The sequence below is a fragment of the Caulobacter sp. KR2-114 genome (assembly GCF_049446115.1).
Taxonomy (GTDB): Bacteria; Pseudomonadota; Alphaproteobacteria; order Caulobacterales; family Caulobacteraceae; genus Acaudatibacter.
Genome location: NZ_JBMSEC010000002.1, coordinates 1,125,813 through 1,141,090, shown reverse-complemented (window position 1 = coordinate 1,141,090; position 15,278 = coordinate 1,125,813). Strand labels below are relative to the sequence as shown.

Genomic DNA, 15,278 nt, shown 5'->3' with positions numbered 1-15,278 from the left:
GACGCCGCGCTGAATGCCTCCCCATACCTTGGAGGTGGGGCGAAGCGATCTGTATTCAAGAATTGGCGGGCGGGAATATCTGCATAGTCTTCGGAGCCTTCGGCAACCGGGGGCTGGGGCATGCGGGTTCTGATCTCGTCGGTGGGCACGCGGGGCGACGTGCAGCCCGCCCTGGCCCTGGCGCAGCGGCTGCGCGACCTGGGCTGCGAGGCGCGCCTGTGCGTGCCGCCGAACTTCGTCGCCTGGGCGCAGGGCCTGGGCTTTGCCGCGCGGCCCCTGGGCGTCGAGATGCGCGCGCCGCGGCCGGGCGTCGCCCCGCCGCCCGTGCCGGACCTGATCACCGACCAGTTCGAGACGCTGCAGGCCGCCGCCGAGGGCTGCGACGCCGTCGTCGGCGCCGGCGTGCACCAGTACGCCGCCCGCTCGGTGGCGGAGCGCAACGGCGCCCGCTATCTGATCGCCGCCTATGCCCCCGTCTCGCTGCCCTCGGCCGACCTGGCGCCCGCGGGGCGCGCGGTTGCGCAGCAGGAGCCCGCGGAGATCCAGCGCCGCTGGCAGGCCGCGCGCCGCGGCTGGAACGACCGTTCGCTCGGGCGCGTGAACCTCAACCGCGGGCGGCTGGGCCTGGCGCCGGTGGACGACCTGCTGGACCATATCCTGGGTGCGCGCCCCCTGCTGGCCTGCGATGCCTGGCTGGGTCCGGCTCCCCGGGCGGCCGATGTGGAGGTCGTGCAGACGGGCGCCTGGCTCCTGCCGGACACGGCGGCGCTGCCGCCGGCGCTGGACGCCTTCCTCGCGGCGGGCGAGGCGCCGGTCTACCTCGGCTTTGGCAGCATGCCGGCGCCCTACGAGACCAATCTCGCCCTCGTCGAGGCCGTGCGCGCCGTCGGCCGGCGCATGGTGCTGTCGGCCGGATGGGCCGGTTTCGCGCGGATCGACGATGCCCCGGACGGCCTGGTGATCGAGGACGTGAACCACCAGGCGCTGTTCCCGCGCGTGGCGGCGGTGGTTCACCATGGGGGCGCGGGCACGACCACCGCCGCGGCCCTGGCCGGCGCGCCCCAGGTGGTCGCGCCGCTGTTCAGCGACCAGTTCTACTGGGCCAGCCGGGTGGCCGAGCTCGGCCTGGGCGCCGTGGCCCCCTCCGCCCTGGACAGCTACGAACTGGCCCGCGCCCTCGACGCGGCGCTCCGGCCGGCGGTGACCGCCCGCGCGAGCGCCGCCGCCGGACAGGTCTCGACCACCGGCGCCGACACCGCCGCGCGTATCGTCGTCGAGGGCGGGCGGTCCGCGTAGGCTGAGCGGCGGCGTGAGGGGCCTGTTGCGCCGCGCAGCGGTCAGAACCGGATGCGGACGGCGACGCCGACATCGAAGGACTGGCCCACCACGATGGCGCCGTCGTCGCTGACGGCGTGCGCCTCGCTGCCGAACGGCGCGCCGGCGGCGGCGTAGTTCCCGGGGAGGTAGCCCAGATCCACGACCCCCGATCCGGTCCACTTGACGGCGTCACGCTGGCAGCAGGCGCCCGTGGAGGCCTGCGCGGCGCCGACGATCACCGAACCGTCGCGGCTTGTGCCATAGGCGATCGCCGCGTTGCCGATGCCCGGTCCCAGCGACGACGAACTGACGAGAAACGGCAGCGCCACCACGCCGCCGGCCTGGGTCCACCTGAAGGCCGTCAGCTGGCCGCCGTTGTGGCTGTTGTTCACGTAGCCGACGACGATGCGCCCGTCGGCGCTCACGCCAAGGGCCTTGCCGAGATCCAGCGTGTTGGGGTCGCCGATGGTCCCGAGGAAGGTGATGGCGCCGCCGGGGGTGTAGATCACCGGCGCCAACCCGCCGCCCGGCGCGGACGAGTCGCCGACCGCGACCGTGCCGTCGCCATTGATCGCCAGCCCCTCGGCATTGGCGCCTCCGGACGGGGTCGGCGACGTGGAAATCTGCGCCGCCTGCGCCAGGGCGTGCCCGGTCCCCAGCAGCACCGTCGTGCCCAACAGCGCCGGGACAAGTCGCCCACGTCCGCGTCGGCCGCCCTGGCCCGACCCGCACGCCAGGGTTCCCAAAGCCGCCCGGCCAGCCCCGACCGGCTGAAGTCTATGATCGCGCATTGTCCCACTCCGCTGCCTATCGAACCTGAAGCGCGGCGAAGCCGGAAAACGGGACACGCGAGACCGAACTATTTTTCTGCGGGGTGCGCTGAGGGCTCTCAGGGGCCAGTTGCAGGCGCGATGCCGAGGAGCGCTTACGACCCTTCGCGAAAGTCAGGGACTGTAGATTGGGTCGGCGGAAATCACGCGCCCTTGGCGGTCAATTTGGACGACGAAATAAGTCGGGATGAGCGGCGCGAAGGAGTCACGGTACCCCAACTCGCCCTTGCACTCGCCGCTGAACCCATAGGGAACTTCGCCACCACACCGGGCGCGCCAAGCCGGCGTGCCAACCATCGCCAGGGCCTGAGCCTCCGTCATTCCCGGCCGGAGGCGGCTAAGAGAAGTTTCTAGCCGATGGTTCCTCCACACGCCGGACGCCACGAGGCCGATGAGAGCCAGAAAAGCGACGCCCAAAGCCCGCCATGTCATCCTACGCCACCTCCCGACTTGTTGTTGGCGCGATGCCAAGGACCGCTTTCGACCCTTCTCGGACATTGACTTGGGCGCGTTTGAAGGCCACTTCCGCCTTGAGCCACGGCGTCAGGACCAGAGCGTTCTTGCGATGGTTGCGCCTTCTGGCCACCGGTGCAGGCCGACGCTCGCACCTCCCATCATGAGCGACCATTACCGTCCCGGACGCTGGAAATGCTGGCTGTGCGGTTTCGCCATCACGCCCCTGCACGATCCCTTTGCACTTCGTGTGAAGTTCACGAACCTGCATAAGGACGAAGCCTCCCCCACAACATTGTGGCATGGGGCTTTCGCCCACGCGGAATGCATTTCGGAACGCATGCCGAAGGCCGCATGCTTTGATCCGGAGTTACTGGCGGAAGACCTCGACGCCGACAGTCTTGCGGAGGATGACGGGAAGGGCTGCTGACCACCCATTGCAGACATTCCCGACGTCCGCCTCTGGCGGACCGGGCGAAGCTCGAGTTGTCGGCACGAAGGCGCCGACCGGCTTCGACCCTAATCCGACGCTGCGAAGGCCGACTCCCCCTTGGCCCTGGCGAAGCGGACCGCGACGAGACGGGTCAACACTACTGCCTCACGCGGACGGCGCCAGGAGCGGCGAGGTTGTCACCGTGGGAGAGAGCGGCGACGTTGGCGTTCTTCTTCTGGGCGATGGGCATATCGCGCGCGCTCTGATCGGAGACGACCAGGCTTTCCCGTTCGTGAAACCTCAGACCGATCTCCACCCCGCCGGGGACGAAGACCTCGCCAACATAGCTCGTGCGCCCTGGCTTCACCTCGAAGGGCTCAATGGGGTTGCGGACGTGTCCGGCGTTCATGAAGCCATCCACCGTGATACGGTCGACCTCATAGATCCCCGAAGGAGCCTCGAAGACCAGGACCTGGCCGCTGATGCCCTTTGGGCCGCAGTTGTCCTGGTGCGCGGAACTGTCCGCGTTCAGGCGCGGGCCCTTGAAGTCGTGATGGAGGATGATGTTGTTCGGGGATTCTGAGACCCGGAAGCTCTTGTACGGGTGGTCACGCTTCACGAGAAATCGCATGTGAAGCGGATCGTCGTTCGCGCAGCCCGCCACGGACATCACGATCCAGCCCTTGTCGGCCGCGTCGGTCTCGGCGGCGCCCGCCAGGGATGGGGCAAGGCTGGCGGCAGCAGCCAGCGCAAAGGCGAAGAGGGTGCGACCCATCTGGTTTCCTCCTGGGGATTATCGGCGTTGTTGGCGGCCTCTCGGGTTTCGGCGGCGCGAGCCTGCGGCATCACATCGATACCGTTCGCCCGCTTCTGGCTCTCAAAGGCCTTGCAAAGCTCTCCATGCCCGAATCCGTCGAAGCACTGCTACGGTTGTATTTGAACGGTCCCCACGCCCACAGAATTTCCGATGCGAAAAGAATCTCTTCCACGGGCTGCCTCTGACGAGGGCCAGTTTCCGTCACGACGCCGACGGCGGTTCCCGACACCCGTTGCGGACCTTTCCGCAGACGCTACGGTCTGCCTGTGAGCGGTCTACGACATCTTCGAGGGCGCTGGCCCGAACCTGAGGTTCCCGAGGGAGAGCCGTCATGGCTGCTCTACGAAATTGATGATCAGGCTGATGCGGTCACACGCTCAGTGGATATCTTCGATGACGGGAAAGTTCTCAGGGCCAGTATCGAAATCGAGGAGCGGAATGGGCAGCCTTGTCCTTCCTTGATCGATCTCTCCCTTGCCCAGGGTCTTGGCGGCGCTGAACTGGAAGAGATGTCGGCCGACGAGTTTGAGGCGGCTTGGGCCAGAGGCGTGGACACGCCGTTCTGGAATGCCCGCTAGCCACCCGACGCGCCATCACGCCGTCCGCTTCGCGGCCTCCGCTTCGTCCAGCGCGCCGTAGAGGAAGTGCGCCAGGTCGCCGGTCAGCCCGTAGGTTTGGCACACTTGCACGGCGGTTCGTCTGCGGCCGGCCCAGCGGATGTCGAGGGAGGTGTCCGCGCCATCGAAGCAGCTTCCAGGTCCGCCGCTGGCCGTGGGGAAGTCCGTGCCGATCAGCTCCGGCTCGGCATAGAGGCACGGATCGGCCAGCATCCGCTCAAGGTCCTCGCCCTGGGTCTTGGAGAGCGCGACCCGGGCGTGCGCATCCGCGCCGCCCAGGCGCTGATTGTCCTGGTCGAGGGTCAGTATCCAGGCGCCGGTCGACGCCCTGGACGCCGAAATGGTGCTCTGGGAGGGCGCCAACGTTCCCCGCACCTGGATCCGGACGCCGGGCGCGCCCTGCCAGGGCCGGGCGGCGAGCGCCAGGCGGGCCTTCTCAAGAAACGCCTGTCTCTCCGGGTCACGCGATCGCCAGGCTGGCGGGTGTCCGGCGAGTTGGGAGAAGTCGACGCGGCCATCGTTGGGGCACACCAGACCTGGGCGTGGCTCATAGGGTTCCCACGCGGTCAGCATTCGGCCCGCGAGCGCCGTTCCGGCGACGAGGACCGCGATCGCGAAGAACGCCGCCGATGTCGGCGTTACGGCAAGCGAGGGGGCCTGCTGGCGCGGTTTCATCACCGGAAGGTGTCTGAAGGCCGTGCCGCCATCAAGCCGGCCCAGCGAGGGAATCCCCACGCGTCCCGACCTCCGCTAGACTGGGCGCAGGCTGTCTGGGGGGGCGCACGATGATCACCGCAGCGCGCGGCGGCGGGGCGGGCGAACAGGGGGCGCGCCAGCTGGGGCTCGGCTGGGCGATCGCCCCGCAACGTCTCGCCGCGCGACTCCTCGACCAGCTCGCCGCCGCCGTACGCGCCACGGCCGCCGAGGTCCTGCCGCCGGGCCAGGGGGCCTGGTGATCCCAGAAGGCCGCCAGGGAGGGCTGGCCGCTCTCGCCGGCTTCCCAATCGCCGCGGTAAGTCGCTAGCTTGCGGGCATGACGAACACCGCCGCTTCGCCCGCCCACGCGCCCGTCCCCGCCTTCGCCGGCTTCTCGGCCCGGGACCTGGACTTCCTGACGGGCCTGGCCGCCAACAACGACAAGGTCTGGTTCACCGCGCATCGCGCCGCCTACGACGACGGGCTGAAGCCGGCGATGGGGGCGCTGATCGCGGCGCTCAACAGCGCGTTCGCGGCGCGGGGCCTGCCGTTCGAGGGCGAGGCGAGGAAGAACATCTTCCGCATCCACCGTGACGTCCGCTTCTCCAAGGACAAGCGGCCGTACAAGACCCACGTCTCGGCGAGCCTGACGCGCGAGGGCGACAAGATGGCGCCGGGCATGGTCTATGTGCATGTCGAGCCGGAGCCTCAGGCGGCGGCTTTCGATCCGCAGACCATCGACCCGCTCGACCCCTCCACCCTGCCGTCCGCCCAGGGGGCCCAGGATGACTACGCCGGCTCGGGGCCCTTCGTGGCGGTGGGCTTCTACCTCTGGGATCGTCCGCTGATCGACGCCTTCCGCCGGCAGATCGTCCGCGATCCGAAGGCCTGGCGCGCGGTCGAGACCGCGCTCGAAAAGACCGGCCTGGCGCTGGAGACCGGCGCGCCGGTCAAGCGCATGCCCAAGGGCTACGAGGGCCAGGCCGACGGCCCGCTGGCGCCGGCGCTGAAGCGGACGCACTGGCTGGTGCGCCGCCAACTGACCGCCGCGGACCTGGCCAGCCCCGGCCTGCCGGACCTGATCGCCGACGTCGCCGCCGGCGCCCGCCCGCTGCTGGACTTCGGCTGGCGGGCCCTGCACGGCGTCGTCGTGGAGCCGGCCCGGCGGCGGTGAGAGGCGATGTGAAGTCTCCGACCGCAGAGGGAGGCTTGCACATAGAATGCATCGGTATGTATATACATGAAGATGCATTATGATCCCTTCGAGACCCTGGCCGAGCCCACGCGCCGCCGGATCCTGGCGACGCTGCGGGCGGGCGAGCGGCCGGTTGGCGAAATCGTCCGCCAGGCCGGCGTGCACCAGTCGGGCGTCTCGCGGCACCTGGGCATCCTGCACGCCTCCGGGTTCGTCTCGGTGCGGGCGCAGGGCCAGCGGCGGCTCTATTCCCTTCGACGCGAGCCGTTCGCCGAGCTGGAGGCCTGGCTGGCGGACTATCGGCGAGTGTGGGAGGCGCGGCTGGACCGTTTCGGCGCGGCGCTGGAGGCGGCGGGCGCACCCGGAGACGGGATGACGGCGCCGGACGGGATGAAGGCATCGGGCGGGGCGGCGACACCGGGAGAGACATCATGACGACGATCGGCGAGGCGGCCCGCGGAGCTCAGGCGGCGGTGGTTATCACGCGGACCTATCGCGCGCCGGTGGAGGCGCTGTGGGCGCTGTGGACCACCAAGGCGGGCTTCGAGTCCTGGTGGGGGCCGGACGGCTTTCGCGTCGAGGTGCACGCGATGGAGGCGCGCCTGGGCGGGGCGCTGGACTACGACATGATCGCCGACGCCCCCGAGGCGATCGCCGCGATGCGCGAGATGGGCCAGCCCGTGTCGCACGGCACGCGTGGCCGCTTCAGCGTCTTCCAGCCGCCTGAGCGCCTGGCGCTGACCCACGTCATCGACTTCGTGCCCGGCAGCCCCGTCTACGAACAGACCATCGAGGTGGACTTCCGCCCGGACGGTCCAGGACAGGCGACGATGACCGTCACCATCCAGCCGCATCTCGACCCGCATTGGACGCAGATGTCCGTCGAGGGCTTCACCAGCCAGCTCGGCAAGCTGGACGCCCGGTTCGGCTGGACGCCGCAGGGCTGAGCGGCGTCCGTCGCCCTCGCTCCTTTCCCCGCTCAAGGGGGCCTTGCACGCCCGCCGTTCCGGGGCCAGCCACAGCACCTTTTCGCCAGATGGCTCAACGATGACTTGTGCATTGGCGAGCGAGGGCGTCTTCTCCGGCGCAGAAGTCGCTTCAGAATGACTTAGGGATCGGAGGAGTCGCCCCCATGGCCGACGGCATGAACACCGCGCTGACCGACAAGCAGGCGCTGGCCCGCAAGCGGGCGTACGAGACGCCGCTGGAGGTGCTCAACCCGGCCTGGGCCTCGGCGTTCCGCGACGATGCGCACTGGCCCTATTTCGAGCGCCTGCGCGCCGAGGATCCGGTGCACTGGACGCCGGACAGCAACTACGGGGCGTTCTGGTCGATCACCCGGTACAACGACATCATGGCCGTCGACACCAACCACCAGGTGTTCTCGTCGGCGCGCGGCATCGGCCTGCCGCCCAAGGCCAGCATCCTGCCGCCGGGCGCGATCATCGAGCGCGACTCCAGCGACGACGCCAACAGCTTCATCAACATGGACCCGCCGGGCCACGACATTCAGCGCAAGACCGTCAGCCCGGCGGTCGCCCCGGCCAGCCTGGCGCTGATGGCGCCGCAGATCCGCGAGCGGGCCGGCGCGATCCTGGATTCGCTGCCGATCGGCGAGCCGTTCGACTGGGTGGACCTGGTGTCGAAAGAGCTGACCACCATGACCCTGGCCACCCTGTTCGACTTCCCGTTCGAGGAGCGGCGCAAGCTGACCATGTGGTCGGACACCATGACCACCGCCCCCGGCCACGGCCCGTGGAACACCTATGACGAGCGCCGCCAGCTGCTGGCCGACTGCCGCGCCTATTTCGTCAACCTGTGGAACCAGCGGGTGAACGCCGAGGCGGCGGGCGACCTGATCTCGATGCTGGCGCACGGGCCCGACACCCGCGGCTCGTCGATGGACCAGTACTTCTCCAACGTCACCCTCTTGATCATTGGCGGCAACGACACGACGCGGAACACCATCTCGGGCAGCATCTACGCCCTCAACAAGAACCCCGACCAGTACGACAAGCTCCGCGCCAACCCGGCGCTGATCCCGTCGATGGTGTCCGAGACGATCCGCTGGCAGACGCCGCTGGCGCACATGGCGCGCACCGCCACCCGGGACTTCGAGTTCCAGGGCAAGACCATCCGCGAGGGCGACCGGGTGGTGATGTGGTACATCTCCGGCAACCGCGACGAGACGGTGATCGACCGGCCATACGACTACATCATCGATCGGCCGCATCCGCGCCAGCACCTGTCATTCGGCTTCGGCATCCACCGCTGCGTCGGCAACCGCCTGGCCGAGCTGCAGCTGACCATCATCTGGGAAGAGATCCTCAAGCGCTTCCCGGAGATCCGCCTGCTGCGCGAGCCGACCCGCAGCTACTCGATCTTCATCAAGGGCTACGAGGACATGCAGGTGATCATCCCGCGCCGGGCGTGACCGGCGCGTGGTGCGGCGCTGTCCCTCGTCCCCCTCCGGGGAAGTCCCCGGCAAGCGGGGGATAGGGGGCTCCAGAGGAGAACCGGCGCGCGCCACCTGGGGCTTGCCGGAGGGGGAAGAGAAACGTCCATCCCTCAATAGCGCGCGCGATCGTTGCGGCCCCGACCGTCCGAACTCCGGGATTTGTCCATTCGACAAATCCCTCAGGAGATACGCAGTATTCACGGAAGCGAATCCGGGCTGACAACGCCCGGCTCTATTGCCGACCCCGCTGACGAAAGCTCACAGCTGTTCACGCGGGGATTACATGACAATCGGTTTCAAAGCCTGGGCCCTGGGCGGCGCCAGCGTCTGCGCGCTCGGGATGACGCTCCTGGCCTCGCCCAGCCTCGCCGCCGAGGCGACCGCCACGGCCGATGCTGATTCCACGGCGGGCCTGGACGCCGTGATCGTCACCGCCCAGCGGCGCACCGAGAATGCGCAGAAGACGCCGATCTCGGTCTCGGTCGTGACCGCCAAGGCCGTCGAGGACCGGCACGTCTATTCGCTGACCGACCTCAACGACGGCTCGGCGCCCGGCCTGACCGTGACCCCCTACGCCAGCCGGCCGTTCAACGTGATCCTCAACATCCGCGGCGTCGGCGTGATGACCGACACCAACCAGCCGTCGGGGGAATCGGGCATCGGCGTCTACGTCGACGGCGTCTACCTGGGCCGTCCCCAGGGGCTCGACGCCGGCCTCTATGACCTGAATTCCATCGAGGTGCTGAAGGGCCCGCAAGGCACCCTGTTCGGCCGCAACACCGAAGGCGGCGCGCTGAACATCACCACCAAGAAGCCCACCGGCAAGTTCGGCATGGAGATGCTCGCCGGGGCCGGCAACTACAACAGCTACGAGGGCCAGTTCCATCTGAACCTGCCCGCTTACCACGACTTCGCGGTCAAGCTGGACGGCATGATCCAGTCGCACGACGGCTGGGTGAAGAACCCGATGCCCGGCCAGCATGACTGGAACGAGGCCTCGCGCCGCGGCGTGCGCCTGCAGGTCCGCTGGACCCCGACGACCAACTTCACCGCCGACTACGCCTTCGACATCGGCCATACGGCCGACACCACCATCTTCGGCTACGTGCTGCGCCCGGCGAACAACGTCACCATCTCGCCGCTGTCGCTGGTGGCGACCCAGCGCATCGACGCCGCGCCGATCGGCGCGCCCCTGCAGCCCAGCCTCGGTGACCAGTGGGGCCACAGCCTGACGCTGAAGTACGACGTGACCCCCTGGCTGACGCTGAAGTCGATCTCGGCCTACCGCAACCTCTACCAGAACCAGTACCAGAACGGGGGCACCGAGGGGCTGGCGGTCACCAACAGCCTCGGCGCCGGGCAGAACTTCGAGCGCTATTCCATCGCCGAGTTCCACCAGCACCAGTACAGCGAGGAGTTCCAGGCCATCGGCCACGTCAACCGGCTGACCTTCATCGCCGGCTTCATGTACTTCCACGAGGCGACCAACGATCAGGCGCAGGCCTTCAACACCCTGCACTGGGACTCCAGCGGCGTCGGCTCGGGCATCACGCCGATCACCTACACCCCGTTCGGCAACTCGGTGCTGGGGCCGAACGCCTGCATCACCACGCCGGCGGCCTGCAACAGCAGCTACAACAACTTCTACGGCCAGCCCGGCCAGACCACCCTGGTGCACGGGCTCTACCCGAATATCGGCGTGGACCGCGCCAGCCGCGCCTCGACCGACAGCTACGGGCTCTACGGCCAGGCCACCTGGACGCCGCCGATCTTCGAGGATCGGGTGCACCTGACCGGCGGCCTGCGCTGGAACGACGACGACAAGCGCGGCGAGCTGTACGTGGTCAACAACGCCCTGCCGTACCTGCCCGACGCCAACGGCCAGCTGACCACCACCCAAGGGCCGATCGACCGCCACAAGAGCTGGAAGCGGGTCGATCCGATGGTCAACGTCGCCTTCGACGTCACGCCGGACGCCTCGCTGTACGCCAAGTACAGCACCGGCTATCGCGCCGGCGGCTTCAATTCGCGCTCGATCACCTATTCTTCCTACAATCCGGAAGAAATTCAGATGTACGAGGCCGGCCTGAAGAGCGAGTGGTTCGACCACAAGGTGCGCTTCAACATCACCGGCTACTACGGCAACTACAAGAACGTCTATTACAACATCAGCGCGAACTATAATACTTTCGCCACCAATCCCGCGACCGGCCAGATCGTGGTGGTCACCGGCTCGACCCGGACCATCGAAGACACCTACAACATGAAGGGCGTGGGCAAGGTCTCCGGCGTCGAGACCGAGTTCGACGTGGCCCCGCTGCCCGGCCTGACGCTGTCGGGCACCTACACCTATGCCTACGTCAAGATGCCGCTGTTCACCGACCCGGTGCCCCGGCCGCAGATCAACAGCGCCGGCGTGGTGACGGGCTATGCGCTGAACACCCCGACCCTGTACCACCAGCTCTATACGCCGACGAACCGGATCACCTTCGCCATCGACTACGAGCGTCCGGTGTTCAACGACGCCGCCGTCGCCCGCATCCACTTCGACGGCAACTGGAACGACGGGCAGTACAGCTCCACCGGCGACGTCAGCACCGGCACGAAGGACGCCAACGGCGCCACCATCTACCTGCCGCAGCTGAAGAGCCAGGCCGGCGCCATCTTCAACGCCCGCGTCTCGCTCGGGAACATCCACGTGGCCGAGTACGGGGCGCAGATGACCGTGGCCTTCTGGGTGCGCAACCTGTTCAACACCAACCTGCTGACCAGCCGCAGCGGCAACTACAGCCTGGCCTCCAGCAGCATCTCCGGCGCCTTCAACGATCCGCGCACCTTCGGCGGCACGGTGGGGATGAAGTTCTAGCGTTCAGGGGCAGGGGCCCGCGCCAAGCGGGACCCCGCATCCCCTGCCCGGCGGGCGCCCGCGTATCCCCTCGGCGCCCGCCGGCCTCTCTGTCGAACAAGAATGCAAAGAGGGCCGCTCCCGATCGGGGGCGGACTTTTGCTGGCTCGAGGGCCGGATCCTGCGGAGGTGACCCCCCGGCAGGGTGTGCAAACTCATAGATCGCCGGCCTGGCCGAAGCGCCTGGTCCTTCTCCCCTTGCGGGAGAAGGTGGCCCGCGTCAGCGGGTCGGATGAGGGGTTGAAGATCCTTCGTGATCAGCCGGTAGGCGCTTCGGCGGCGCCAATCGGCCACGCCTCGTCAACCCCTCATCCGTCTTGCTGCGCAAGACACCTTCTCCCGCAAGGGGAGAAGGAAAAAGGCGCGCCCGGTCGGGTCCTGTGAACGTGGCGGACTCGCGGAGGCAGGTCGAGGCGGCGTCGCCCCGACCCGCTCCGTCCCTAGGCCGCCCGCTCGCCGGCCACCCAGGCGCCGCGCAGCACCGGCAGGCCGCGGATCGGGCGCACGCGCAGCAGGTCGGCGCGGCGGCCCTCGGCCACGGCGCCGCGATCGCTCAGGCCCACGGCGTCGGCCACCGTGGCGGTCACCGAGGCCACCGCGCGGGGCAGGGACCAGCCGAACGGCGCGGTCGCCAGGGCGAAGGCGCACTCCACCAGGCTGCGCGGCACGTAGTCGGAGGCGAAGGCGTCCAGCAGTCCGGCGTCGGCCAGCTCCGAGGCCGGCACGTTGCCGGAATAGGAGCCGCCGCGGATCAGGTTCGGCCCACCCATCACCACCGTCATGCCGCGCGCCCGCGCTCGCTCGGCCGCCTGCCGCGTGACCGGGAACTCCGCCACCGTGGCGCCGAGGTCGGCGGCCTCGTCGACGTGCTCGACATCCTCGTCGTCGTGGCTGGCCAGGGCCACGCCCATCGCCTTCGCCAGTTCGGCGACGAAGCGGGCGTTGGACGCCGCGTTGCGGGCCTGCCGGTCGCGGATCTCGTCCAGCCGGCGGGCGATGGCGTCCTCGTCCATGCCGCGCTCGCGCCAGTTGTTCAGGTGCAGCTCGATGTTGCGGTACTGCCGCTGGCCCGGGGTGTGGTCCATCATCGAGAACAGCGCCGTCATCGGATGGCTGGCCAGCGGCGGCAGGCGTTCGGTCAGCTCGTCCGAGGGTGTCTCGCAGCGCCAGTGCAGGCGGTGGTCGGCCTTCAGCATGCCCCCGTCCCGCGCCGCCAGCAGGCCGTCCGTCAGCCGGCCGATGTTGTCACGGTCGCGCGCCACGCTGGCGTTGTACGAGCCGACGCTGAGGGAATCGAACACCGTCGTCACCCCCACCGACAGGCAGGCCGCGTCGTGGGTCACGGCGGCCGAGACCGGGTTCCAGTCGATGTTCGGGCGGGGGAAGAAGTGCTTCTCCAGGGCGTCGGTGTGCAGGTCGACGACCCCCGGCATCAGCACGTCGCCGTCGAAATCCTCGCCGACGGCGCCCGGCCCCGGGTCCACCGCGGCGATCACGCCGTCGCGCACCAGCACGGAGCCGATGAAGTCCTCGTCGCGCGTGACCACGCGCGCGTTGCGATACGCCTGTTCCAAGATACGCTCCTTTGGGGGCTCTAGCCGTTCATCACGCCGGGGAAATCGACGACCACCTCCGAGGTGCCGCTCGACTCGCCGCATTCCAGCGGCCGGCCGAGCCCGTCGACGTTGAGATAGCGCCGGATCAGCAGGGCCACGTGGCGGGGCAGGTGCAGCAGCTCCGCCTCGCGCACGGTCGGCAGGCGGGCGCTGATCACCGTCTGCTTGCGGGTGTAGTCGGGGATGCCGCTGTCGATCAGCGTCTGGGTGATGCTGCCGCGCACCCGGTACATCTCGATGAAGGTGGGGAACCGCTCGAAGCTGAAGCAATGGGTCGACAGGCCCGTGGGCTCGCCGTCGACCAGCCGCAGCCGCGACAGGTAGACCACCGGCTTGCCCGGCTTCAGGCCCAGTTCCTGCGCCACCCGGGGCTCGGCCTGGCGCACGTCCAGCTTCAGGGTTCGGGTCGAGGGCTCGTGCCCGTCGCGGCGCACGGCGTCGCTGAACCGCGGGCGCCGGTGCAGGGTCATCGGCGACGACGGACGCCGAACAAAGCTGCCCCGTCCCTGGGTCGATTCCACCATCCCCTTCTCCTGAAGGTAGGACAGAGCCCGGCGCACCGTGTGCCGGTTGACCATGAACTCGTGGGACAGCTCGTATTCCGTAGGCAGTCTATCGCCGGGGCGAAGCTGCTTCATCTCAATGCGGTGCTCGATATTCTTCGAAATTTCGCGCCACAGGGGGATATTCATTGTCATTACGAAGCTCCGGGGAGGATGTTCGCGCGGCCGACTAGACAAGTTTTACCACAGTAATATAAGCTTCATACTTGGAATATTGCTAGCCAACTGCGGATACACTACCAATCACCTTCATCGAATACAACAGGTTGTTGGTTTGTCGGAGGTGAGGGTGCTGGTCGATCCAGTTGTTGAGCCGCCCTGCTATGGGCGCAAGGAATGGCTCTCGGTGCTGGCGAAGGCGCGGGCCGCCGAGCTGGTGGAGGCCTGGGAGGCGCTGGACTCGCGGCCCGGCTACCAGGCGCTGCGCGCGCCGGAGCTGGGTCTGGTGCTGGTGCGCGGCCGCATGGGCGGCCTGGGCGATGCGTTCAATCTCGGCGAGATGACGGTAACCCGGGCCGCGGTGCGGCTGGAGAGCGGCGAGACCGGGCTGGCCTATGTCGCCGGCCGCGAGCGCCGCCACGCCGAGATCGCCGCGGCGGTGGACGCCATGATGCAGTCGCCGGCGCTGCGGCCGCAGGTGGAGGCCCCGGTGGTCGCCCGCCTGCACCGCGCCCAGGAGGCCCGGCGCACCCTGGCCGCGCGCAAGGCCGCGGCCACCACCGTCGACTTCTTCACCATGGTCACCGGCCGGGGAGGCGCCTGATGTCCGCCGCGCTCGATCTCGACAAGATCCGCCCCGCCTTCGCCGATCCGGTGCGTGAAAGCCAGCTGGCGTTCCGCAGGATCATGGACGCCGTCGCCCGCCCGGGAACGCGCGCCGACTTCGGCCTGGCCGCCGCGCCGCCGGCCGGCCTGGACGTGGCCGCCGCGACGCTGGCCCTGACCCTGTTCGACTTCGAGACCCCGGTCTGGCTCGACCCGGCGCTGCGCGCCGGCGAGGCGCAGACCTGGGTGCGCTTCCACTGCGGCTGCCCGCTGACCCCCGATCCGGCCCAGGCGGCCTTCGCCGTCGTCACCGACATCGCCGCCGCGCCGCCGCTGGCCGCGTTCAACCCCGGCGACGCCAAGTACCCGGACCGTTCGACCACGGTGATCCTGCAGGTCGAGGAGCTGGACGGCGGCGAGGCTGTCGCCCTGAGCGGGCCGGGCATCCAGGACCACGTGATCGTCGCCCCGCGCGGCCTGCCCGCGGGCTTCTGGGGCCAGATGCAGGAGAACAACGCCAGGTTCCAGTTCGGCGTCGACGTCCTGCTCGTCTGCGGCCCGGCCCTGATCGCCGTGCCGCGCTCGTCGCAAATCCAGATCCAGGGAGTCTGAC

Annotated in this window: 16 protein-coding genes; 11 read left to right on the top strand and 5 right to left on the bottom strand. The window is 68.9% G+C overall.

The features are described from left to right. Window positions 1–120 precede the first annotated feature (120 nt). A complete protein-coding gene (locus ACO2Q3_RS11615) occupies window positions 121–1,296 on the top strand; it encodes a glycosyltransferase (protein WP_423306746.1) in 1,176 nt (391 codons plus the stop codon). A gap of 41 nt (window positions 1,297–1,337) precedes the next feature. Here ACO2Q3_RS11615 and ACO2Q3_RS11610 read toward each other — a convergent pair whose 3' ends face one another. Then, window positions 1,338–2,108: a hypothetical protein gene (locus ACO2Q3_RS11610; RefSeq protein ID WP_423306745.1), complete on the bottom strand. Its 771-nt coding sequence runs from the start codon at window positions 2,106–2,108 to the stop codon at window positions 1,338–1,340. A 655-nt stretch (window positions 2,109–2,763) separates the two neighbouring features. On the opposite strand from ACO2Q3_RS11610, the gene ACO2Q3_RS11605 reads away from it, so the two are divergent. Further along, entirely contained in the window at window positions 2,764–3,030 is a 267-nt protein-coding gene (locus tag ACO2Q3_RS11605) for a hypothetical protein (RefSeq protein ID WP_423306744.1), read from the top strand. Between the two features lie 160 nt (window positions 3,031–3,190). On the opposite strand, the gene ACO2Q3_RS11600 is transcribed toward ACO2Q3_RS11605, so the two are convergent. After that, a complete protein-coding gene (locus ACO2Q3_RS11600) occupies window positions 3,191–3,808 on the bottom strand; it encodes a hypothetical protein (RefSeq protein ID WP_423306743.1) in 618 nt (205 codons plus the stop codon). Window positions 3,809–4,230: 422 nt separating this feature from the next. Between ACO2Q3_RS11600 and ACO2Q3_RS11595 the strand changes: the two genes are divergently transcribed. Continuing rightward, window positions 4,231–4,428, top strand: a complete 198-nt coding sequence (locus ACO2Q3_RS11595; protein ID WP_423306742.1) for a hypothetical protein — start codon at window positions 4,231–4,233, stop codon at window positions 4,426–4,428. A 15-nt stretch (window positions 4,429–4,443) separates the two neighbouring features. Here the strand turns inward: ACO2Q3_RS11595 and ACO2Q3_RS11590 are convergent, their stop codons facing one another. Further along, on the bottom strand, window positions 4,444–5,202 hold the full coding sequence (locus ACO2Q3_RS11590; protein WP_423306741.1) for a hypothetical protein: 759 nt from the start codon (window positions 5,200–5,202) through the stop codon (window positions 4,444–4,446). Window positions 5,203–5,252: 50 nt separating this feature from the next. On the opposite strand from ACO2Q3_RS11590, the gene ACO2Q3_RS11585 reads away from it, so the two are divergent. The 6 genes from ACO2Q3_RS11585 to ACO2Q3_RS11560 all read left to right on the top strand — a co-directional run bounded on the left by ACO2Q3_RS11585 (window position 5,253) and on the right by ACO2Q3_RS11560 (window position 11,682). After that, window positions 5,253–5,423, top strand: coding sequence for a hypothetical protein (locus tag ACO2Q3_RS11585; RefSeq protein ID WP_423306740.1), 171 nt, complete (start codon window positions 5,253–5,255; stop codon window positions 5,421–5,423). Between the two features lie 77 nt (window positions 5,424–5,500). Next, window positions 5,501–6,337, top strand: a complete 837-nt coding sequence (locus tag ACO2Q3_RS11580; protein WP_423306739.1) for a DUF2461 domain-containing protein — start codon at window positions 5,501–5,503, stop codon at window positions 6,335–6,337. Window positions 6,338–6,409: 72 nt separating this feature from the next. Continuing rightward, a complete protein-coding gene (locus tag ACO2Q3_RS11575) occupies window positions 6,410–6,793 on the top strand; it encodes an ArsR/SmtB family transcription factor (protein WP_423306738.1) in 384 nt (127 codons plus the stop codon). After that, window positions 6,790–7,305, top strand: coding sequence for an SRPBCC family protein (locus ACO2Q3_RS11570; protein WP_423306737.1), 516 nt, complete (start codon window positions 6,790–6,792; stop codon window positions 7,303–7,305). The genes ACO2Q3_RS11575 and ACO2Q3_RS11570 overlap by 4 nt, the downstream gene beginning before the upstream one ends. Before the next feature lie 185 nt (window positions 7,306–7,490). Continuing rightward, entirely contained in the window at window positions 7,491–8,792 is a 1,302-nt protein-coding gene (locus tag ACO2Q3_RS11565; RefSeq protein WP_423306736.1) for a cytochrome P450, read from the top strand. Window positions 8,793–9,099: 307 nt separating this feature from the next. Next, entirely contained in the window at window positions 9,100–11,682 is a 2,583-nt protein-coding gene (locus ACO2Q3_RS11560; protein ID WP_423306735.1) for a TonB-dependent receptor, read from the top strand. A 479-nt stretch (window positions 11,683–12,161) separates the two neighbouring features. Here the strand turns inward: ACO2Q3_RS11560 and ACO2Q3_RS11555 are convergent, their stop codons facing one another. Together ACO2Q3_RS11555 and phnF are read right to left on the bottom strand one after the other, a co-directional pair. Beyond that, window positions 12,162–13,295 (bottom strand): alpha-D-ribose 1-methylphosphonate 5-triphosphate diphosphatase, encoded by a 1,134-nt coding sequence (locus tag ACO2Q3_RS11555; RefSeq protein ID WP_423306734.1) that lies wholly within the window; start codon window positions 13,293–13,295, stop codon window positions 12,162–12,164. 20 nt (window positions 13,296–13,315) lie between these two features. Next, window positions 13,316–14,029, bottom strand: a complete 714-nt coding sequence (gene phnF / locus ACO2Q3_RS11550) for a phosphonate metabolism transcriptional regulator PhnF (protein WP_423306733.1) — start codon at window positions 14,027–14,029, stop codon at window positions 13,316–13,318. A gap of 160 nt (window positions 14,030–14,189) precedes the next feature. Between phnF and phnG the strand changes: the two genes are divergently transcribed. Together phnG and phnH are read left to right on the top strand one after the other, a co-directional pair. Next, window positions 14,190–14,663 (top strand): phosphonate C-P lyase system protein PhnG, encoded by a 474-nt coding sequence (gene phnG / locus ACO2Q3_RS11545; protein ID WP_423306732.1) that lies wholly within the window; start codon window positions 14,190–14,192, stop codon window positions 14,661–14,663. Continuing rightward, on the top strand, window positions 14,663–15,277 hold the full coding sequence (gene phnH / locus ACO2Q3_RS11540) for a phosphonate C-P lyase system protein PhnH (protein WP_423306731.1): 615 nt from the start codon (window positions 14,663–14,665) through the stop codon (window positions 15,275–15,277). The genes phnG and phnH overlap by 1 nt, the downstream gene beginning before the upstream one ends. The last annotated feature ends 1 nt before the right edge of the window (window position 15,278 follow it).